The 23,351-nt window shown below is 28.6% G+C and carries 20 protein-coding genes; 17 read left to right on the plus strand and 3 right to left on the minus strand.

Annotated features, from left to right (window positions below):
- The first annotated feature begins 50 nt into the window (after positions 1-50).
- Positions 51-203, plus strand: a complete 153-nt coding sequence (locus H8R92_RS04500) for a hypothetical protein (protein ID WP_022211953.1) — start codon at positions 51-53, stop codon at positions 201-203.
- Between the two features lie 91 nt (positions 204-294).
- On the opposite strand, the gene H8R92_RS04505 is transcribed toward H8R92_RS04500, so the two are convergent.
- Both H8R92_RS04505 and H8R92_RS04510 read right to left on the minus strand, forming a co-directional pair.
- Positions 295-1,308, minus strand: coding sequence for a DNA/RNA non-specific endonuclease (locus H8R92_RS04505; protein ID WP_022211952.1), 1,014 nt, complete (start codon positions 1,306-1,308; stop codon positions 295-297).
- Positions 1,292-1,723: a ribonuclease Z gene (locus H8R92_RS04510; RefSeq protein WP_186834820.1), complete on the minus strand. Its 432-nt coding sequence runs from the start codon at positions 1,721-1,723 to the stop codon at positions 1,292-1,294. Before H8R92_RS04510 ends, H8R92_RS04505 begins: the two co-directional genes overlap by 17 nt.
- A 190-nt stretch (positions 1,724-1,913) precedes the next feature.
- Here H8R92_RS04510 and H8R92_RS04515 point away from each other — a divergent pair, with 190 nt between their 5' ends.
- Entirely contained in the window at positions 1,914-3,164 is a 1,251-nt protein-coding gene (locus tag H8R92_RS04515; RefSeq protein ID WP_186834821.1) for a serine hydrolase domain-containing protein, read from the plus strand.
- A 53-nt stretch (positions 3,165-3,217) separates the two neighbouring features.
- Here the strand turns inward: H8R92_RS04515 and H8R92_RS04520 are convergent, their stop codons facing one another.
- On the minus strand, positions 3,218-3,568 hold the full coding sequence (locus H8R92_RS04520) for a DUF6568 family protein (RefSeq protein ID WP_186834822.1): 351 nt from the start codon (positions 3,566-3,568) through the stop codon (positions 3,218-3,220).
- 266 nt (positions 3,569-3,834) lie between these two features.
- Here H8R92_RS04520 and H8R92_RS04525 point away from each other — a divergent pair, with 266 nt between their 5' ends.
- The 15 genes from H8R92_RS04525 (at position 3,835) to H8R92_RS04595 (ending at position 23,196) form a co-directional block, all read left to right on the plus strand.
- On the plus strand, positions 3,835-4,962 hold the full coding sequence (locus H8R92_RS04525; protein WP_186834844.1) for an SEC-C metal-binding domain-containing protein: 1,128 nt from the start codon (positions 3,835-3,837) through the stop codon (positions 4,960-4,962).
- Between the two features lie 343 nt (positions 4,963-5,305).
- Positions 5,306-5,713: a DUF3592 domain-containing protein gene (locus H8R92_RS04530; RefSeq protein ID WP_022211348.1), complete on the plus strand. Its 408-nt coding sequence runs from the start codon at positions 5,306-5,308 to the stop codon at positions 5,711-5,713.
- 113 nt (positions 5,714-5,826) lie between these two features.
- Positions 5,827-6,288, plus strand: coding sequence for a MarR family winged helix-turn-helix transcriptional regulator (locus H8R92_RS04535; RefSeq protein ID WP_022211349.1), 462 nt, complete (start codon positions 5,827-5,829; stop codon positions 6,286-6,288).
- Positions 6,289-6,403: 115 nt separating this feature from the next.
- Positions 6,404-7,408, plus strand: coding sequence for an ABC transporter substrate-binding protein (locus tag H8R92_RS04540; RefSeq protein WP_022211350.1), 1,005 nt, complete (start codon positions 6,404-6,406; stop codon positions 7,406-7,408).
- Positions 7,409-8,284 carry an ABC transporter permease gene (locus H8R92_RS04545; RefSeq protein ID WP_022211351.1) on the plus strand — a complete coding sequence of 292 codons (876 nt, stop codon included), beginning with the start codon at positions 7,409-7,411 and terminating at the stop codon, positions 8,282-8,284.
- Positions 8,278-9,078 carry an ABC transporter ATP-binding protein gene (locus H8R92_RS04550; RefSeq protein ID WP_022211352.1) on the plus strand — a complete coding sequence of 267 codons (801 nt, stop codon included), beginning with the start codon at positions 8,278-8,280 and terminating at the stop codon, positions 9,076-9,078. The genes H8R92_RS04545 and H8R92_RS04550 overlap by 7 nt, the downstream gene beginning before the upstream one ends.
- Before the next feature lie 432 nt (positions 9,079-9,510).
- The gene (adhE, locus tag H8R92_RS04555; protein ID WP_022211353.1) at positions 9,511-12,165 is read left to right on the plus strand and encodes a bifunctional acetaldehyde-CoA/alcohol dehydrogenase; all 2,655 of its coding nucleotides are present in this window, start codon (positions 9,511-9,513) and stop codon (positions 12,163-12,165) included.
- 635 nt (positions 12,166-12,800) lie between these two features.
- Positions 12,801-13,793: a CAP domain-containing protein gene (locus H8R92_RS04560; protein ID WP_022211354.1), complete on the plus strand. Its 993-nt coding sequence runs from the start codon at positions 12,801-12,803 to the stop codon at positions 13,791-13,793.
- A 94-nt stretch (positions 13,794-13,887) separates the two neighbouring features.
- A complete protein-coding gene (locus H8R92_RS04565; RefSeq protein WP_186834823.1) occupies positions 13,888-15,330 on the plus strand; it encodes an LPXTG cell wall anchor domain-containing protein in 1,443 nt (480 codons plus the stop codon).
- A 531-nt stretch (positions 15,331-15,861) separates the two neighbouring features.
- Positions 15,862-17,130 carry a replication-associated recombination protein A gene (locus H8R92_RS04570; RefSeq protein ID WP_186834824.1) on the plus strand — a complete coding sequence of 423 codons (1,269 nt, stop codon included), beginning with the start codon at positions 15,862-15,864 and terminating at the stop codon, positions 17,128-17,130.
- 257 nt (positions 17,131-17,387) lie between these two features.
- On the plus strand, positions 17,388-17,840 hold the full coding sequence (locus H8R92_RS04575; RefSeq protein WP_022211357.1) for an RrF2 family transcriptional regulator: 453 nt from the start codon (positions 17,388-17,390) through the stop codon (positions 17,838-17,840).
- Complete coding sequence (nifS, locus tag H8R92_RS04580) at positions 17,840-19,024, plus strand: cysteine desulfurase NifS (protein ID WP_022211358.1); 1,185 nt, start codon at positions 17,840-17,842, stop codon at positions 19,022-19,024. Before H8R92_RS04575 ends, nifS begins: the two co-directional genes overlap by 1 nt.
- 2 nt (positions 19,025-19,026) lie before the next feature.
- On the plus strand, positions 19,027-19,470 hold the full coding sequence (gene nifU, locus H8R92_RS04585; RefSeq protein WP_022211359.1) for a Fe-S cluster assembly scaffold protein NifU: 444 nt from the start codon (positions 19,027-19,029) through the stop codon (positions 19,468-19,470).
- 18 nt (positions 19,471-19,488) lie between these two features.
- Positions 19,489-20,571, plus strand: coding sequence for a tRNA 2-thiouridine(34) synthase MnmA (gene mnmA, locus H8R92_RS04590; protein ID WP_022211360.1), 1,083 nt, complete (start codon positions 19,489-19,491; stop codon positions 20,569-20,571).
- A gap of 108 nt (positions 20,572-20,679) precedes the next feature.
- Positions 20,680-23,196, plus strand: a complete 2,517-nt coding sequence (locus H8R92_RS04595; RefSeq protein ID WP_186834825.1) for a Helicase associated domain protein — start codon at positions 20,680-20,682, stop codon at positions 23,194-23,196.
- Positions 23,197-23,351 lie beyond the last annotated feature (155 nt).

Raw genomic sequence — 23,351 nt, forward strand, 5'->3', positions numbered from 1 at the left:
GAAGAATAATATGCTTTTTAGTGGTAAATATAAATATTGAGGTGAATTAAATGGCTGTAAAACAAAAAAACACTAAAAAGAAAATGGCACTATTAGGTCTTAAAAAGGATAATGATGGAGATTACAGATATATCGATCCAGATGATACAACTTCAGAATTTGTTCCTGTAAGAAATAGAAATAAGAATAAAGAAAATAAATAACAATATAAATATGAAAAAGGAGGTATGAAAAGTAACCTTCATACATCCTTTATGTATTTTTAATAATTAATATTTGTCAGCAAATTTAATTTTATCTAGAAGCTTTTCTGTAGCCCGCGGCAATTGCTTCCTCTTCACTATTAAAGTTAATAAGGTATACAGAATCAGACATATTTTCATAATCTCTTTGCCCAGGGCAGTGATATATCTTTGATTTAGAATTTCCTCTAATTATAGTTTCTTCAGTAGAAGAACTATCTGCTGTATTTGATGAAGATGAATTATCAGGAGATTTTCCACTAGGTACTTCTTCACCGGCAAGTGCACTAGACCCAGTGGCATAATCTATAGTTATTCCAGGTTGTACATTATAAACAAATACGTTGAATTCAATACCTTCTCCATTATCTTCTACAGATTTTGCTTCCATTTGCACTCCAGTTGCCACAAGGTTGTTTCCTTCAAAAACAGGAGTTACTCTATATAAAACATGGTTGTTTGTTTCTTTTATATAGTCAGCAACCATATTTTCGTAAGGTAGCATTAAATTAGCATTAAAATATCTAGTTCCAGTTATTAAATTACTTTTGTTGGCATTTTCTGCTGTTAACTGAAATCCAATTAAATGTGATCTATTGTAAAGATATTTACCTTCAACTATATCATATTTAATTGATTGCCATCCACTAGGTTTAACTGAACTTATAGACTCTCTTTCTTCTGTAGGCATTAGGTCAGTACCTATATTGGCATAGGCAACACCACATCTACCTAAGCTATCCAGTGGGCTATATTCTTCAAATGAAGTAGTAGTTAAATCAGAATCAGAAAAATTCGGAATATTATTATTTAATACTATATAGTCATTTCCAGAATAAGCAGGTATATTATTAATGTCAATATTGCTTTCATTAGAATTTTCAGTTGGATTGTTTAAAACAATATTATTCTTATTAGAGCTATCTGTAACTTGTTCAATAATATTAAGAGCTTGTCCAACACCGTTAGATACTGAAGTGGATGAGCAACCAATAAGTCCACTTAAACAAAGTAGTGATCCTATTATCATGATTATTGAGTTTTTAAAATTAAGTAGTTTTTTCATTATCAGTTCTCCTATATATTTCTCTTGTAATCTTTTCATGAGATGAACCATTGAATTCTTCAAAATCAATTAATTTCCATGAATCATCATTTACATTAATATCAAAATGTAAATCTGCAGGGTAAATTCTATTCCATTTATAAATAATTAAAATATTGATTTTATCCTCATATAGTTTTAATAACTTATCTTCTACTAAAAAGAAACCATCATTGGATAAATTAAGAAAGTCTTCAGAAACCTTGATGTTTCCAGTGTCAATATCTTTAAAAAGTTTATAGGAATAATTATTCATAAATAAATTTTTATTGTGGATAAATTGCTTTATATTTAATCGAAGTATTTTATCCTGACTTTGCCTTCTTTTATTGAAGAGCATTCCATTTTTATCATCTAGACAGACAATAATATTCATAGTAAACCTCCTGATCTTTTTATTTCTGTTAATATTATAGCAAATATTATTATAGTAAATATAAGAAATTTATTTCCATAGAAATAAATGAAACTAGTACTTATAATAGCATTTATGGTATACTTCTTAATAGACATTAATGTCAATAAATTAAAGAAATAAGTATGAAGTATAGGAGTATTATAAAATTATGAATAAGCACAGGTTATTGGCAATATTACTTACACTAGGATGTATGATAAATTTAACTGGATGCAGTAGAGATATAGTAAAAGCAGCAAGTGGTGCAAATGTCCAAGAAAGGGCTGTTGAAGCTGAAAATGTTAATAAAGGTAAGAAATCAGATGGTGAGAATGATAGAATTTCACAGGAGGAGCTGGCTGATATTATATCTGAAGATGATACTTTGGAAAAAATAGTAGATCCAGCTTATGAAGAGGTGGAAAGATATTTAGATGAAGAAAGTGCATATAAGGGGTTTCAAGGCGTGGCATTGGTAGCGCAAGGCAATGAAATTAAATTTGCTAAAGCTTATGGAAATGCAGATTATGATGATAATATAGTAAATAAAGTAAATACACGTTTTGCTATAGCCTCAAATACAAAACAATTTACAGCAGTAGCTATAATGCAACTGATGGAAGATGGGAAAATAAATCTTGATGATACCATTGATAAGTATTTTCCAAAGTTTAAATATGCAAATCAGATAACAGTAAGAGAGTTATTACAAATGAGATCAGGTCTTGTAGACTATTTAAATGCAGCAGAATTGTATTTTAAAGATGAGGAGAGTTTAAAAATATTAAATGATTATAGAGAAAAGGCATATTTTGATGAATATGTATCAGATTCAAGATGGACAGCAGATATAATCCTAAATAATTTATATTTAAGTGAATTACAATTTGAACCTGGACAAGCATATGATTACTGTAATACAAATTACTATCTACTTGGTTTAATAATTGAACAAGCCTCTGGAGTTTCATATGAAGATTATATAAAAGAAAATATTTTTAAGCCTTGTGGAATGAAAATATCAAGTATGAGTGCAGAGGATACAGATGCAAAAGGTCATGGCAGTGTTGAATCAGGTGAAATTGTTGTAAATCCTAAATTTACGTTTGCAGCTGGTAATATATATACTAATGTATATGATTTACTTAGATGGGAGAGAATGCTACATACAGGAAAATTACTTTCACAAGAGTCTTATAATGAAATGATAACACCTTCAGAAGATAGTGGATATGGATTTGGTTTAATAATTAGTGATGGAATTATAAGACATAGTGGTGTTATTGATGGATTTAATTCTTACACAGAATATGACTCAGCAAAGGATATTACAATAATAATTTTAGAAAACTATGATCCATCAACATCAATTCTTGAAGCTAAATATGACGGTGCCATCATACGAGGATTAATAAAATAGAAATATAAATGCAGTTTAGATTAATAATCTAAACTGCGTTCTTTATAAAAAATTTATTTTATCATAGTTAGTATTTCATCTTCTGACATTGAAGAATCACAACGAGTTTCCAATTCTCCATTTTTGCTGACAATAAATCCAGGAACTGTTACAATGTGATATTTTTCTCTAAATGAACTTATTTCATTATCGGAAAAATTATCACTATTTACATAGTGAATTGTAGTATTTAGCTTGTTATATAAGTTACCTAACTTTTTAGCAAACTTACGGCAATACGGACATGTTTCTCTACCTATATAAACGACAGTAAGTTTTTCTGATGATAATAATTTATCAGCTTCTGTTGAAGGTATTTGCTTAAATGATTTTACGTCTTCTTTATATGTATTTTCTCCAAACATAAATTTTCCTCCTTATTTTTTTAAAATAATTATATCAAAAAAAGATAATCTATCAACTTAAATTTAAGATTAATTAATAAAAATATAAGATTAATTGTAAAATATAGGTATGTTAATAAATATTATAGGTTAATTTATTGATAATAATAAATAGAATTATGGTAATAGTTTTAAAGATGCTAAAAAATTTTGACTAAAGTAAAAAAACATATATAATAAAAGAAGTGATTTTTTTGCGAAAATAGATATGAGGTGACTTAGTTTTTATGAAGGATAAAGATAAATTACAAGAAGAGATTTTAAAGGCTGATATGAAGAACGTTGAGAAGATATGGAAAGAGTCAGATGGAGAACAGACATTAGCAGCATTATTAGAAAAAATGACTAAAGATGAGCTAGTTAAGGTTGCTAAAAAATATGATGTTAAAGGTATTACATCTTTAAAGAAGGCTGAAGTTGTTGAAAGAATAAGAGAAGTTATCATAAAGAATGTAGATTTAATGATTAATTCATTAGAAGAAACTTCAATAAAATTCTTACAAGAATTAATAAATTATGGTGGTGTTAAAAAGTATCAATGTGATTTATTAATAAATTCAAACTTTTTAAGAAATAGAGGTATTGTATTTACAGCATCTATAAATGGAGAATTATATGTTATCTTACCAGAAGAACTAAGAGTATTATTAAAAGAAAAGATAACAAAAGATGTTATGACCGCTGCTAGAGAAAAGAGCGACTTAATCAAGGCTATTGCAGGAAGTACATATTATTATGGGGTAGTTTCATATTCAGCCATAAGAGAAATTCTAGAATCTACATTTAATACTGAAGTTACAGATGAAAAAATAAAAGAGTTAGTATTAATTGGAGAAGAATTAGGATATGACTATGTTATAGAAGAAGATGGATTATGTCATATAGATGTTGAAAATTCAAATAAAATTGTTAAGCTTCAAAAGAAAAACAAGAAGAATATTTGTAAATTTGATAAGAAGACTTTAATAAAAGCGGGTGTTCCAGATTTTATGGAAGAACATAAAAGTGGGAAAAATTTACAAAGAGCTTTAGGTGAAATGTTTATAATAGATAAAGAAATTTTAAAAGATGAGATGGATTCATTTACTATAAGTATTAAAAATGAAATGCCTATGGAAAAATCTATAAATTTATTCTTAGATGCATATGAAATTGATAATGAAGAAGAAAAGAATATTTTTGCCTATGAATTAGAACATTTAGCTAAAAGTATAAAAAGATGGTCATTAAATGGATATTCTGAAAATGAAATAACAAAGCTTGAACAAAGAGTTGTTAATGAAGTGAATATAGGAAGAAATGATCCTTGTTTATGCGGAAGTAAAAAGAAGTATAAAAAATGTTGTGGAAGATAATACATAATATAGTACGAATATAAATTTTTATAATATGGGGATGTCGCATTAAGAATAAATAATACAATATATTGTGTTGATTTTTAATTATCAAAACAATATATTGTATATAAAATTTTTAGTGTGACATCCCCATATTTTTATTTGAAAAAAATTAAAAAAAATAAGGCGTTTTATATATTTTTTATACTATTTAAAAATATATAATATGTATTTTTCTGTAAAAAGCATAAATTACTAAGATTTTATCAAATATTATCTTACTGTACAAGAAATAAAAAGTAGCCTCATATAATATATTGAAGTTTAGAGTAAGGCTAATATTCAGTAAGGAGTGGTTAAGGTGTTGAGAGTATTTGTTTTTGCTATAGGTTTTATTATGGTTGCTTTTGCAATAAGATTTTTTATTGATGAAATTATGCTGTATAAAAATGGCGTAAGAAAGGAAGCAACTTTAATATTGATGAAACCTTATAATCATGTTGATATAAATAAATATAGAAATAAAGTATATGATGTTGGGATAGAACCTATTTTAGAAGTAGACAATGGGAATAAAAAAGTGATAATTGAATATGATGATTATGATGAATTTAAATATTTAAAAGTTGGTGATAAGGTAAAAGTTATATATCCCAAGGAAAACATAGGCGAGATAAAGAGATACTCATTTTTTAAAATATTTAAAACTAGTATAGCATTATCTTTAATAGCAGTTTTTATCATTTTTGTAGGAACAAGTTTATTATAAAGGTGGAACTTATTCCACTTTTTCTTTTATAGGAATATTATTTAATTGATTTCGAAAGGAATTTTTATTATTATTAAATATAGGAGTGACATATTTTTATGGAGAGTGAACTTATGGATAAAAATGAATCAAAATTTGTTTTAAATAGATTGTTAGTACAGTTATATGGAGATATATTGAAAATAGAAGAAAAGTCTTTGCAAGAAGGAGAGTTCTCCGATTTATCAGTTACTGAAATACATATTATAGAGGCCATTGGTATTAAAGGATGTAGGACTATGAGTGAAATTGCTTATGATTTAAGCATTACAGTAGGAACACTGACTACAGCAATTAATAAATTGATTAAGAAAGAATATGTAGAAAGAAAACGTATTGAAGAGGATAGAAGAGTGGTTCTTGTTAATCTTACAGATAGAGGAAAACTTGCTTATGATAATCATGCCAAATTTCATGCTGATATGATAGATAGGCTGATTGAAGGATTTGAAAAAAAAGAGGAACTTGTCTTGATTTCTACTTTAAGCAAATTAACAAACTTCTTTGAAGAAAAATATCATTTAATAAAAAAATAATAATTATATTTAAGGAATTAATTTTAAAAAATAAAATTAATTCCTTTTTTTTAAATAAATAAAAGCTAAGTGAAATATATATATAAATATATATTTTATTAGGGGTGGTGAATAAATGAAGAATAAATTTAAGCTGCTATCTATATTAAGTGAGGTGATATTGTTAAGTATATTATGCGGCTGCTCAGATAATAAAAAAAATACAGGAAAAGATGATGAAATTTATCAAATAGGAATAAATCAAATTGTACAGCATTCTGCCTTGGATTCAGCAAGGGAAGGATTTATTGATGGACTAAGAGAGAAAGGATATGTTGATGGAGATAATATAAAAATTGACTATGAAAATGCTCAAGGTGATGTATCCATTGCTCAAACTATAAGCAAACAATTTGTAAATAATGGTGTTGATATGATTTTTGCAATTTCCACATCTTCAGCTCAATCTGCTTATAATGCAACAAAAGAAATACCTATAGTCTTTACAGCTGTAACTGATCCTGTAGCAGCAGGAATAGCTAATAGCTTTGAAAGTTCTGGTAATAATGTTACAGGGATGTCAGATATGGTTTCTATGACAGAGCAAATTGCTTTATTGCAAGATATTATACCAAGTATAGAAAAAATAGGGGTTATCTATAATACTTCAGAAGCAAATTCAATAGTTCAAGTTGATGAATTAAAAGCTGCCGCTAAAGAAAGAAACTTAGAAGTGAAGGAAATATCAATTACCACTATCAATGAGATAAATCAAAATCTATCAGCAAATATAAAAGATATTGATGCATTGTATATTCCTACTGATAATACTGTGGCATCAGCATATGAATTAGTAGGAAGTATATGTTTAAACAATAATATACCGATGTTATGTGCTGAAGAAGCAGGAGTGAGTAAGGGCGGCTTGTGTTCTATAGGAATAGATTATTATAAGTTAGGAAAAGAAGCAGGATATAAAGCGGTGAAGGTTATTGAAGGTATGGTTCCTTCTGAGATAAAGATTGAAAAATCATCAGATATGACTGTTACTATCAATTCTGATGTAGCAAAAAAAATTAATATAGAAATACCTAAAGAAATTGAAGAAAATGCTCAAATTGTAACTGGAGGAGTGAACTAAATGAATCTTATAATTAATGCCATTGAAGAAGGTCTGCTATTTTCTATTGTTTCAATGGGAGTATATATAACATATAAGATTCTTGATTTTCCGGATCTTTCGGTGGATGGCACCTATCCATTAGGGGCAGCCATAACAGCAGTTCTTCTTGTAAATGGAGTTAATCCTTGGCTGGCAATTATAATTTCATCAGCTGGAGGGGCCATTGCAGGTTGGATAACAGCCTTTTTACATGTAAAACTTAAGATAAGTAATTTGATGTCAGGTATTCTTGTGATGATAGCTCTTTATTCTGTGAATTTAAGGATTATGGGAAAATCTAATATGCCGCTATTTAGCACAAATACCATATTTAAGAATGCTGATTTTCAACCTATCTTTATAATAATAATCATAGTAGTTATCTGTAAGATTATTATAGATACTTTTTTAAAGACTAAAAGAGGTTTCTTACTTATGGCAGTAGGTGATAATGAGCAAGTAGTATCATCTTTAGGAATAAATAAAAATAGTGTTAAGGTACTTGGATTAATGCTTAGTAATGGATTAGTGGGAATGGCTGGAGCCATTCAAGCCCAAAAGTATGGTTATGCAGATGTAAATATGGGGCAAGGAATTGTGGTAATGGGACTAGCAACAGTTGTGATAGGACTAACTATTTTTAGTAAGATTTCATTTATGAAATGCACAACTATATCTATTCTAGGAGCAATTATCTATAAAGTAGCTATTGCTATTGCTTTAAAAATAAATTTTAATCCTAATGATTTAAAATTAATAACAGCAATAATAGTTATAATTGCCTTAGCTTCTAATAATGGAATTTTTAAATTTAAAAATAAGAAAAATAAAGAGAGAAGGCGGAGAAAGTGCTGAAAATTAAAGATGTATATAAGGTTTTTAATGTAAATACCATTAATGAAAATAGAGTATTTGATGGATTTTCTCTTCAAGTAGAAAAAGGGGAGTATGTATCAATAATTGGGTCTAATGGTGCTGGCAAGTCTACATTACTAAATTTAATAACTGGAAATTTACCAGTGGATAGTGGAAGTATAATGATTGATGGCGAAGAAGTTGTAAAGAAAGAGGAGTATTATAGATGTCGTTATATAGGGCGTGTATTTCAAAATCCGTCTGTTGGAGTGGCTCCGAATATGAATATATTAGAAAATATGTCGTTAGCAGATAATAAAGGTAAACCATATGGAATAAAATTTGCTATAGATAAGAAACGTATAAATTATTATAAAGAAGAACTTAAAAGATTGAATTTAGGTTTAGAAGATAAGCTATATAATAAAGTTAACTTATTATCTGGAGGACAAAGACAAGCTTTAACTCTGATTATGGCTGTAATGTCTAATCCTAAAATATTGTTGTTAGATGAACATACAGCAGCATTAGATCCTAAAACATCCATAAAAATAATGGATATAACTAATAAAATTATAGAAGAAAAGAAGATAACAACATTAATGGTTACTCATAATATTAAGCAAGCTATAGAAAGTGGCAATAGATTGATAATGATGCATGAAGGAAAAACAATAATAGATGTTAGTAAAGAAGAGAAGGCAAAGCTAAATAGAGATAGGCTGATTGAAATGTTTGGTAAAGCTAATATGGAAGATGTGCTAAGTGATAGAAGTTTATTAAGCACATTTTAGCAATTGTTATATAAAAGAGTAGAAATAGAAGAATAGGAAAATATTCTAATTCATTTCTACTCTTTTTTGCATTATTTTATAGAAAACTAAAAAATTAAAAATGATTTAATAATAAATTAAATTACTTTTAAAGGAATATATGGTGATAATAAAAATACTAATTTAGTTAAAAAATAATCTATGTAAAAGAAAAAGGTAAAAATAAACAAAGTGTCTGAAGATGTTATCAATAGCAATAAATAAGCATTTTAAGAAAGGAGAGATTTGCATGCAATAAAAAATATGAAAAAAATTAGAAAAAAAGTTTGACAAAAAATAAACGATATAATACAATAAGGATGTGGACATGTTAAAAATATAACAAAGTCCTAAAGAAAATAAGTAATTCAATATAAACTATTAATCATAGATTTAAATTCAGGAGGGATTCAAATGAAAGTTACAAATGCTCAAGAATTAACAAAAAGAATTGAACAATTAAGAGAAGCGCAAAAACAATTTGCTACTTTTTCACAAGAACAAGTAGATGAAATTTTTAGGCAAGCAGCTTTAGCAGCTAATCATAACAGAATCAAACTTGCTAAAATGGCTGTTGAAGAAACAGGAATGGGTATAGTTGAAGATAAAGTTATCAAAAATAACTTTGCTGCTGAATATATATATAATCAATATAAGAACATGAAGACTTGTGGAGTTTTAGAAGAAGATAAAACAAGCGGAATAACAAAGGTTGCAGAACCGATTGGAGTTATATCTGCAATAGTTCCAACAACAAACCCAACTTCTACAGCAATATTCAAATGTTTAATAGCTTTAAAAACTAGAAATGCAATAATCATTTCACCACACCCAAGAGCTAAAAATTCAACTATTGAAGCTGCTAGAGTAGTTTTAGAAGCTGCAGTTAAAGCAGGAGCTCCAGAAGGAATAATTGGATGGATAGATCAACCTTCAGTTGAATTATCACAAAACGTTATGAGAGAATCAGATATAATTCTTGCTACAGGTGGGCCAGCAATGGTTAAAGCTGCTTACTCATCAGGAAGACCAGCTTTAGGAGTTGGAGCAGGAAATACTCCAGCAATCATCGATGAAACAGCTCACATTAAAATGGCTGTTAACTCAATATTACTTTCTAAGACATTTGATAACGGTGTTATTTGTGCATCAGAACAATCAATCGTTGTTTTAGAACAAGTTTATGATGAAGTTAAGAAAGAATTGGCTGAAAGAGGAGCTTATATCTTAAAAGGTGAAGAAATAGATAAGGTTAGAAGCATAATCCTAAATGAAAAAGGTGGATTAAATGCTGATATGGTTGGTCAATCTGCTTATAAAATAGCTAGAATGGCAGGAGTTAACGTTCCAGAAAGTGCTAAAGTTTTAGTTGGTGAAGTAACTTCAGTTGAATTAGAAGAACCATTCTCACACGAAAAATTATCTCCAGTTTTAGCAATGTACAAAGCTACATCATTTGAAGATGCTTTAAATAAAGCTGACAGATTAATTGAATTAGGTGGTATGGGACATACATCAATACTTTACACTGATCAAGTTAAGAATAGAGATAGAGTTTTAACATTTGGTGAAAGAATGAAAACTGCTAGAACATTAATCAATATGCCAGCAGCTCAAGGTGCCATCGGAGACTTATTCAACTTTAAATTAGCTCCATCATTAACTTTAGGATGTGGATCATGGGGTGGAAACTCAGTTTCAGAAAATGTTGGTCCTAAGCACTTAATCAATGTTAAGAGCATTGCTGAAAGGAGAGAAAATATGCTTTGGTTTAGAGTTCCAGAAAAAACTTATTTCAAATACGGATGTTTACCAATAGCTTTACAAGAATTAGCTGATATGGGTAAAAAGAAAGCATTCATTGTAACTGATAGAGTATTATTCGATATGGGGTACACTAATAAAGTTACGGATGTACTAGATGCAAACGGAATCCAATACAAAATATTCTCAGATGTTGAACCAGATCCAACTTTAAGATGTGCAAGAGCTGGTGCTGCTGAAATGACTGCATTCAACCCAGACGTTATAATTTCACTTGGTGGTGGATCAGCTATGGATGCTGCTAAAATCATGTGGGTTATGTATGAGCACCCAGAAGTTAACTTCCACGATTTAGCTATGACATTCATGGATATAAGAAAGAGAATATACAAATTCCCAACTATGGGTGAAAAAGCTATGATGGTTTCAATAGCAACTTCAGCTGGTACTGGTTCAGAAGTTACTCCATTCGCAGTTATCACTGATGAAAAATCAGGAGTTAAATATCCATTAGCTGACTATGAACTAACTCCAGATATGGCTATAGTTGATGCAGAATTAATGATGACTTCTCCAAGGGGATTAACAGCTTGTGCTGGTATAGATGTATTAGTTCACGCAGTTGAAGCGTATGTTTCAATAATGGCATCTGAGTACACTAATGGTTTAGCTTTAGAAGCAATCAGATTAGTATTTAAATACTTACCAGATGCTTACAATGAAGGGACAACTAATATTAAAGCAAGAGAAAAAATGGCTCACGCTTCATGTATGGCTGGTATGGCATTCTCTAATGCATTCTTAGGAATTAATCACTCAATGGCTCATAAGTTAGGTGCATTCCATCACTTACCACATGGTATGGCTAACTCATTAGTTATGACTGAAGTTATCAGATTCAACTCAGTTGATGCGCCAACTAAACAAGCAGCATTTGCTCAATACAAATACCCAAATGCAGCATGGAGATATGCTAGAATAGCTGATCACTTAGGATTAGGTGGAAATACTAACGAAGAAAAAGTTGAATTATTAATCAAGGCCATTGAAGAACTACAATCTAAAGTTAATATGCCAAAAACAATAAAAGAAGCCGGTGTAACTGAAGAGAAATTCTATGCTACATTAGATGAAATGGTAGAACAAGCATTTGATGATCAATGTACAGGTGCTAATCCAAGATACCCATTAATGAAAGAGTTAAAAGAAATGTATATAAATGCATTTGATGTAAAAGCAGATGCTCAAGCAGATGCTCAAGCAGAAGCAGCTGCTACAAGCAAAAAAGCTAATAAAAAGAAGTAATTAAAAATTAAGAATCAACTCAATAATGTTTATAAATTAATGCTTTGTGTAAATACCTCTAAATAGAAAAAGTTATTTAGAGGTATTTTTTTATAAATTTTTTTAATACTTAAATACCTTGTAATATTTTAAATATACTTGGATTCCATGTAATTCAGTACTAATACCTAAAAATACAAATATACCCATAAAAGCCATAAGAAAAATAACTATAAATTGAATAAAATTATTTTTTATATCTTTAAACATTTTTAATAATAATATTACCTTAAATTTATTAAATATAACATAATATAGTATTAAATAAGGAAGAGAAGATCATAAAGCTAGTGCAGATGGTATAGCTGAACCTATTAATTAGAGAAAAATATAATAGTAATTAATGTCAAGTATAAAAATGGTAAAGTGGTTAAAAGCCTATTATATAAGGAAAGTTAGAAATGAATATTATGGATATAAATCTTTATATATAAATTAATAGTATGTTTTGGCACATGTACCTTTTATTATTTAAGGAATACTTATAAAAATATGTTATAACTATATATGAGCAAGGTTGGTAGAAGTAAAAAGTACTTCAACTAATAAAATATTGGACAAGATATTGTCTGAAAAAATAAAAAGGAGTGGTACCAATGAAAAAAACAATAATTGCCATAATGTTATCAACATCGCTAATAGGAGGAATAGGAGCTACTATAGGAAGTAAAACTGTAGAAGCAGCTACCTTAAAAGCAAAAAGAGGATTTATTACAACTATAATAAAGGATAATGTAAAAGATTCAGAAGTATTGAATTTAAGTAGTGATTGTGGAGTATATCAAAGAAGAGTTATATTCAAAAAATATTTTGGATGTATAAATGGACAAACTATAAATATATATAAACCTATTTGTAATGGAGGAATTATAATAGGTAATGGAAGCAATTCTAATAATGAAAATGATTCTAATATAGGAAATGACAATAATAACAATACAGAGAATAAAGATGAAATAAATAATAATAATAACAATAATAATGCTTCAAATGGAGATATAAGTACAATAGTACCTCCTACGCAAACTGAAAAACCATCAACAGATAAAGATACATCAATTGATGAAAAACCATCAATTGAACAAAAACCAAATATAGAACAAAAACCTTCAGTAGATGAAAAGCCATCAGAAGAAATAAAACCATCACCGGAAAATAATAGCAACTTAGGTGAAGTAAATGATAAATTTATGACACAAGTTGAAAATTTAATATATGAAAAAGTAAATGAAGAAAGAACTAAGGCTGGTTTAGAAACTTTATCATATAATACTACAATGGAAAAGTATGCAAGAATTAAATCACAAGATATGGGTGATAATAATTATTTCAGCCATGAGGATTTAAGTGGTAATTTAATAACAACGCAAATGAAAAATGATGGAGTTACATATAGAGCTTGGGGAGAAAATATAGCTTATATAGGTGGAGTATCTGATGCTAATGCATTAGCAGAGCAATTTATGACAAATTGGATGAATTCACAGGGACATAGAGAAAATATATTATCATCTAAATTTTCAAGTATAGGTGTTGGTGTATATAAAATTGGCAATAAAGTATATGCAACACAAGAATTTTATAAATAAGTAAAATTAAAAAATATGTATTAAGTTTAATTTTTAAATTACGACAGTAGTGAAAATAGGGTAATTTTATTACTGTAAATAGGAGTGAAGAGGTTTGAATAAGAATAAAAAAATTAATAAAGAAAAAACTTTAGCTTTAGTTTTGGCTGGAGGATTAGTTACATCAACTTTAAATGTAGTAAATACTTCAGCAGATATGATACAAGATGTTAATTTAGTAGAATCTGTGAGTACATCTAATGAATCAGTTATACCAAATCAAACATTAAATTTTGATAAAAGTAAGCCATCAGACATAACTATAACTGGAGTTAAATTTAATAGCAAAGATTTAAATTCAATATCTATTACAAATGAAAAGGGAGATCCAATTAATTTTAAATTAAATGAAATTAATGTAGATAAAGATAGTGCAACAATTACAATACCTTCAAATGTTATATCAAATTTAAATTTAACTGTAGGTGTACATGCTATTTCTTTACATTTTTCAGATGGTTCAGCTACTATTGGAGCGGTATCGGTGAATGTAATTGATAGCAATTCAGCAGTGAATCCTCCAAAAGATGATAATACGATAGTTGTACCACCAGTTACACCGCCATCAGATGATAAAAATGATAAAGAAGATACTATCACAAAAAAACCAACAATAGAGTATCAAAAATTAACTTTTGATATGAACAATAAACAAGACTTAGTAGTAAGTAATGTTAATTTTGATAATACTAAATTAGAGTACATATATATTAATGGAAAAGAAATATCAGCAACAGAGCTGAAAATTGAAAATGATAAAATAATAATACCATCAAATGTTATATCTAATGTAATTAGTGTAGAAGGAAATTATACTATTTCATTTAAATTTTCTGAAGGAAGTTCATTAATAAATGCAGTAGATATTGAAGTTAAAGATAAAAATGTTATAGTACCACCAGTTACACCGCCATCAGGTGATACGGTAACGCCACCAAGTATTGATAAAGAAAATACAATTGTTATTGATAAAAATAATCTTAAGAGTATAGAAATTCCTAATTTTATTCCTAGTGGAAGCAATGTAAAATTTGTTACTATTAATGGCAAGAAATTACCTGTAAAATATATGAATATAAGAACTGCTTCTAATGAGGAAATAACTCCTGCAGTTTATGTTTATGGAGATAAATTAGTTATTCCTGTTGAAGTTTTAAAGTATGTTGGTATTGATGTTGATAAATATGATATTGAAGCTACTTTAGAAGATGGAACAACAGTTTCTAAATCAATACAATTAGAAGTGATAAATTCATCGAATAAAGAAGATGATAAAGTCACTGAAAAGCCATCAGATAATAATCAAATAACAAATAAACCATCAAATAAACCATCAAACAATGAGATAGCAAATGGTAATGCTAATAAAAATGATTCTATAAAACTAGAGAATAGTTCAAATAACAAACTACCTAACACTGGTGCAGCAGTAAGCAGTGGATTAATTGGTTCATTATCAACTTTAATTGGTGCTGTGTTATTAAGAAAGAAAAAATAATTGAATATAGTTATAATTTTATAATGTTAAAAGGGCTATATTGAAGGAAATTTTGTACTAGTCAACAAAAAAGGGGAATTCAAATTAGAATTCCCCTTTTTTGAAGTTTAAATAAACTAGATGGTGTTTTGAAAGATACCTTCTATGATACCAGTAACACAACCAAGAATAGAACCAGCTTGAAAAGGTGATAAATATATATAATTTTCAAGTAAACTAAATAAAACTACCGATATAAGGAGTATTATGCTGTGTAACATCATTTTAGAGTTTATAGGTCTTTTAGAAATTAATAATTTTTTTTCTTTAAGAAAGAATTTGCTGTATAGATGTAATTTTAATTTGTTGATAAAAATAAAAAAAATAAAAAAAAATACAATAAAACTTAAGAGAATTTTACAGAGAGAAATAAAAATAGTCAATGCATCACCTTAAAAATTGTTCCTATTATAATATATTAAATAAAGTGGAAATGTGTTTGATTTTTATGGTAATATATTATGAATAGATACATAAATGCGAGGTGAAAATATGAAGCCATTAGCAGATTTAGTGAGACCTACAGAATTAGATGAGGTATGTGGGCAAGAACATATATTAGGAAAAAATAAAATACTAGATAGAATTATAAAAAGTGGACATATCTCTAATATGATTTTTTATGGACCTCCTGGAACTGGCAAGACAACAGTTGCTAATATAATAGCTAAAAAGGCTGGTAAAAGATTTTATAAATTAAATGCAACCAATGCATCTTTGAAAGATATACAAGATATAACAAAGGAATTAGATACTTTTTTAGGAATAAACGGTGTTGTTTTATATTTAGATGAGATACAAAATTTCAATAAAAAGCAACAACAATCATTGTTAGAATATATTGAAGACGGAAGGATTACTCTTATAGCTTCAACTACAGAAAATCCTTATTTTTATATATTTAAAGCCATCTTAAGTAGATCAACTATTTTTGAATTTAAACCTGTAGGAGAAAAAGATATAAAGAAGGCTTTAGATAGAGCCATTACTTTAAGAAGTAAGGAATATAATGAGATTTGTATTAAAGTTACCAATGAAGCTAAAGAATATTTGGCTGCTTACTGTAATGGTGATGTAAGAAAGGCTCTTAATGGATTAGAGGTAGCTTTAAATTCCACTAAACCTAATGATGATAAAGAGATACTGATTGATTTAGAAGCTGCTAAAGATTCAACTCAAAGCAAGGTAATAGCTTTTGATATGGATGGAGATTCTCATTATGATATATTAAGTGCATTTCAAAAGTCTATTAGAGGTAGTGATGCTGATGGAGCAATTCATTATTTAGCTAGACTTATAAAAGGTGGAGATTTAATATCTATATGTAGAAGGCTACAGGTTATTGCGTCAGAAGATATAGGACTTGCTTACCCACAAGCTGCGTTTATTGTAAAGTCTTTAGTTGATTCAGCCAGGGAACTGGGGTTTCCAGAAGCTAGAATTCCTCTGGCGGAAGCTACAATACTATTAGCAACTAGTCCAAAATCAAATTCTTCATATGTTGCTATAGATAGAGCTTTAGATGATTTGGAAAATATAACTATAGATGATATTCCAATGCATTTAAAGGATGCACATTATGGAGGTGCTAGTAAACTAGGAAGAGGAATAGAGTATAAGTATCCTCACAAATATGAAAATCATTATGTAAAACAGCAATATTTACCAGATAATATTAAAAATAAAGTGTACTATGAATATGGTGATAATAAAATTGAAAAAACTATGAAAGAATACTGGAGCAGGATTAAAGGGAAATAATATTAAGATGAAGTATATTAAGCTTCATCTTTTATGGATATTTGATGTTATATAAATAGTAACAAGTTAGATGGCTATAAAAGATTCAAAGAGATTAATGGAGTAATAACAGCTATGATGAAATCAAGCTTTTCTTTGAATTCAAAATTGCTGTCGATTTTTTTTATATCTATGTTGACAAAAGCCGAGTACTTTGCTAAGATATAAACATCAAATAAAACATAGTAAAACAGTCAGAAATAAAAAGGGGTGGAGAAATGAAACTTTCAACAAAAGGAAGATATGGAGTAAAGGCAATGGTGGATTTAGCAATTCACTATGGAGATGCACCCGTTTCTATTAAGACGATATCTAGTAGACAAAGTATATCAGAGTATTATTTAGAGCAGCTATTTTCCCCTCTAAGGAAAGCTAAGCTTATTACAAGTATTAGAGGAGCTCAAGGAGGATATGTTTTAGCAAAAGAACCTAAAGATATAAAAGTTTCTGATATTATGAATATTTTAGAAGGTCCTGTGGAGGTTGCAGATTGCATTGATAATGTATCTTGTGATAATATAGATTGTTGTGCCACAAGATTGTTATGGACAAAAATTAAAAATAGTATAGATGAAGTTATGGAATCAATAACTTTACAAGATATAGTAGATGATTATAATGAAATGAAAGATAAAAATTCACTTTTAGAATTAAAGAGGAGAGAAGAATAATGAAAACAACTTATATGGATTATTCAGCTACAACATATGTTAAACCAGAAGTTTTAGATGCAATGATGCCTTTCTTTACAGAAAAGTTTGGTAACCCATCATCATTCTATGGAATATCAAGAGAAACAAAAATGGCAGTAGATAATGCAAGAGCACAAGTGGCTAAAGCAATAAACTGTGATCCAAATGAAGTGTATTTCACAGGTGGTGGATCAGAAGCTGATAACTGGGCAATAAAAGGTATTGCCACAGCTCATATGAAAAAAGGAAATCATATAATAACAACTAAGATAGAGCATCATGCAGTATTACATACTTGTGAATTCTTAGAAAAATTTGGTTTTGAAGTAACTTACTTAGATGTTAATGAAGAAGGATTTATTGATTTAAAACAATTGGAATCAGCGATAACAGATAAAACTATTTTAGTTTCAATAATGTTTGCTAATAACGAAATAGGAACAATCCAACCAATAAAAGAAATTGGAGCAATTTGTAGAGAAAAGAAAGTATTATTCCACACTGATGCTGTTCAAGCAATAGGTTCAGTACCGGTAGATGTTAAAGAAATGAATATTGATTTATTATCCTTAGCTGGACATAAATTATATGGGCCTAAGGGAATAGGTGCTTTATATATAAGAAAAGGTGTAAGAATAGATAACTTAATTCACGGTGGTGGACAAGAAAGAGGAAGAAGAGCAGGTACAGAAAATATTCCAGGAGTAGTTGGTTTAGGAAAAGCTATCGAAATTGCAACTGAAAATATTGAAGAAAATAGAGCAAGATTAACTGTATTAAGAGATAAGTTAATTGACGGAATCCTAGAAAGAATTCCATATGCTAGATTAAATGGACCAAGAGGAGATAAGAGATTACCAGGAAACTCTAATATAAGCTTTGAGTTTATTGAAGGAGAATCAATTCTTTTATCATTAGACTTTGAAGGAATTTGTGCATCTAGTGGTAGTGCTTGTACATCAGGTTCTTTAGATCCTTCACATGTATTATTAGCCATAGGATTACCACATGAAAAAGCACACGGTTCTTTAAGAACAACTTTAGGTGCTGCATCAACAGAAGAAGATGTGGAAAAATTATTAAATGAATTACCACCAATAATAGAAAGATTAAGAAATATGTCACCATTATGGTACGACTTTAAAAGAAAAGGAGAAAGATAATTATGATATATAGTGATAAAGTAATGGATCATTTTAAAAACCCAAGAAATGTAGGAGAAATAGACGACGCTAACGGAGTTGGAGAAGTTGGAAATGCTAAGTGCGGAGATATAATGAAAGTTTATTTAAAAGTTGAAGATAACATAATCAAAGATGTTAAGTTCCAAACTTTTGGATGTGGATCAGCTATAGCATCATCTTCAATGGCTACAGAATTAATTAAAGGAAAGACATTGGAAGAAGCATGGGAATTATCAAATAAAGCAGTTGCAGAGGCTTTAGATGGACTTCCACCAGTAAAAATGCACTGTTCAGTATTAGCAGAAGAAGCTATACATAAGGCAATCAATGACTATAGAAAAAATCAAGGGTTAAGCTTAGAAGGTTGGGAATTTGAAGAAACTGATCACGATGAATTACACGATGCAGTGCATGGACACGAATAAGATTTAAGGTGTGATTAGATGAAAAAGAAGAAAAAGGTAGTTATAGGTATGAGTGGCGGAGTTGATAGCTCCGTTGCTGCTTACCTTTTAAAGGAGCAAGGATATGATGTAATTGGTGTAACAATGCAAATATGGCAAGAAGATAAAGATTACACAGAAAGAGAAGGTGGTTGTTGTTCCCTTTCAGCAGTTGATGATGCAAGAAGAGTTGCTAATAAAATAGGAATACCTTTCTATGTAATGAATTTTAGAGATTCATTTAAAGAAAAGGTAATAGATTATTTTGTGCAAGAATACATAGATGGAAAGACACCTAATCCATGTATAGCATGTAATAAGCATTTAAAATTCGATGAGCTTTTAAGAAAAGCTAGAGGAATTGGGGCTGATTATGTTGCTACAGGTCATTATGCTAAGATAGAAGAAAGAGATGGAAGACATCTTCTGATTCGTTCAGATGATTATAGAAAAGATCAAACATATGCATTGTACAACTTTACTCAAGATCAATTAGCACATACTCTAATGCCATGTGGAGAATACACAAAGGATAGAATTAGAGAAATAGCTAAGGAAATTGGCTTATCTGTATATAATAAAAAAGATAGTGAAGAAATATGTTTTATTCCAGACAATGATCATGGGAGATATATTAAAGAAGCTAGACCATTAGAAGTAGTTAAAGGAAACTTTGTTGATAAGAATGGCAATGTTCTAGGACAACATAAAGGTATAGTATATTACACTATAGGTCAAAGAAAAGGTCTAGGAATAGCTCTTGGAAGACCAGTATTCGTTACAGATATTAATCCAATGACTAATGAAGTAGTTTTAGGACCAGAAACTGATATATTTAAGACAGATTTAGTTGCTAAGGATGTAAACTTTATTCCTTTTGATAAATTAGAAGGAGAAATTACAGTAGAAGCTAAAGTTAGATATTCAGGAAGGCCTGCTGAAGCTGTTATATCTCCAATGGAAGATGGTAAAGTTAAAGTAAGCTTCAAGGAAAAACAAAGAGCAATAACTAAGGGTCAATCAGTTGTATTCTATCAAGGAAACATTGTTGTTGGTGGTGGAATAATTGAAGGACTTGCATAAATTTAAAATTAACCATTAAAAAGAAACTCAAAGATTTGAGTTTCTTTTTCTATATCTATTTGATAGAATTTATTTAGTATGAGAAAAATAACAATAGATTAGAGAGTAATGATGAAAGAATTATTGGATCAATTAAAAGAATTAATTATAAATAAAGAATATAGTAAAATAAAATTGATGTTAGAGATAACAGATAAATATATTAAAGGAAAGCTTTTTGAGGAGTTTTTGGCCATGCTTTTTCAGGGAAATGGTTTTATAGCTACCATAAAAGGTGGAGCTTTTGATGGTGGAGCAGATATACTTTTATCTTATCCTAGCAATCCTAATAAGATAGTTTGGATTGTACAGGCTAAGAACTATCTTAATCCATTGAATAATAGTGATATTATTGCTGAACTTAAAAAGTTTGAGAAAAAAGCTAGCAAAGAATATAACTGTAGACAGTTTATGATAATATCGCTTAATGGATATATAGAAAATATAAGGCTATTTAATAAGACTAATATGTCTTTAGAGGATTTTAAATTCCTACAAGTTTTAATAGATAACTATAGTGAGGAGCAAAATAGGGACATACTTTTGCCAGATTTAAAGCCTCATAATAGATATACATATAAGGAAGTTAAGGCTATATTAGAAAATGAAAAAAGAGTTGCTGTTTCTAATGCAACAGGAACAGGAAAAAGTTTTATTATACTGCAAATGTTATTTGACTATTTAGATAGAAAATCTATTCTCATAGCACCAAGTAAGGAAATTATCATGCAATTAAAAAATATAGCTCCATGGTGTGTTAAAAGTTGCAAGTTTTATACATATAGCAAGTTAGCAGCTATGGATAGAAGTGGTAAGTTAAATGATATTAATGTAGAGTTGATATTATTAGATGAATTGCATAGAGCTGGTGCAGAAACTTGGGGAAAAGCTGTAAAGAAAATAATAGATAAAAATAAAGAAACTTCTATTGTAGGGTTTTCAGCTACACCTATAAGGTTTTTAGATAATAATAGGGATATGATTGAAGAGCTTCTACAGGGTAATTGTGTTACGCCACTTAGTCTTTCAGATGCCATTGTAAGAAAAGTATTGCCTAATCCAGTTTATGTTTCAGCAATTTATAATCTTGATAAAGAGATAAAAAAACGTATGGAACAAATGGAAGAAGAAATCATCACTAAAGAAGATAAAAAAAGATATATAAAAGAGCTTGAAGAGTATAAAAAGATATGGCAAAAGGAAAATAATATTCCAAACATAATAAAAAAGCATTTGCCTTATGGACATAACATTAAGTTTATCGTATTTTGTGAAAATAATTTTCATTTAATAAAAATGATACCAAAGGTAAATGATTGGTTTAAAAAGGCTTTTCCTATTTGTAAAAATATTAAAAGTTATACTATAACATCTCAAAGTAATAATGTAAAAAATACAATAAATGATTTTCAGGAAGATAATAATCAGCATGAAATAAAGCTACTATTTGCTATAAGTAAGTTAAATGAAGGGCTTCATTTAAAGAATATCAGTGGCATAATGATGCTTAGAAATACCAGATCACCAGTTGTGTATTATCAGCAGTTAGGAAGATGCCTCACTTCTGAAAATGTTGATAATCATCCAATAATATTTGATTTTGTAGATAATATTGATAATCTAGAATTGATTAATTTTAAACGTGATTTAATGAAAAGTGCAGAGGAAAATAATAAATACAGAGCTTCATTGGGGTTATGTGAAGAGCGAATTAATTTTGCCTTATATGAAGAACATGAAGATGTCATAAGTAAATTTAGAAATATTGAAAAAAAGATTACTTATAATTGGTATGATAATTTTAATTATCTAGTGAAATTCTATGAAGTAAATGGTCATATAGAAGTACCTAAAGATAAAGTAAATGAGAGACTTTATAAATGGTGCGCTCTACAAAGAAGCTTATATAATAAACAAGTTCTTAATGAGGAATTTGTACAGTGTTTAGAAGCAATAGATTTTAAATGGGATTTAAGGCTTGAGAAATGGAAAGAGAATTTAAAGTCGTATCATAATATATTAGAGAGTAAATACCATAGTAATATATTATATTATGAAATAGTCAATGAGAGTTATTACATACCTATTTATCAATTTGAAGGACTATCTATGGAAGAGGAAAAAATAATCAAATGGTTTTATAGGCAGATAAATATATTTAAGAAGGATGAAATGGAAGAAAGTAAAAAGAATATTTTCATCAGTGAGTTACGGAACATTGAAAAGTATGTAGAGAATAAGTGGCTTAAATCCATATGGAAGATAAAAAGCTTTTATAACTTTATGAAAAATGAATATAAAATTGATTGTAATAAATTTAAAATTGCTCCTGAAAAAGATGAATTAAAAGAGCAAATTTGTTTAGAATTTAATAATAAGAGTATTATTGAAAATACAATTGATAAAAATTTACCTAAATCATCAGTAAGAAGCAAGGTTAATTTAAAAGAAAAGGAAGAAATGCATTTTGTTGCAGCATTTATTAAAGAAAATATGTATTTAGAGAGTATGGAAGGCTATATAGATCATTTAAACTATATTTATTATAAAAAGTTATTGGAAGTTTTAAATAATGTACCATCGTAGTAATTGAGGGTACAATAGCAGCATTTTGTGGCAATAATTCTTCATAATGAAGAAAAGATTAAAAATAGTAAAATATATTAAAGCATACAGGCCATGAGAAAGTAAAGTAAATATTTTTTATTGCAATAACTTGAAATTTAAAGTAAAATCATTAT

Origin of the sequence: Clostridium lentum (genome assembly GCF_014287815.1) — a bacterium.
Lineage (GTDB): Bacteria > Bacillota > Clostridia > Clostridiales > Clostridiaceae > Clostridium > Clostridium lentum.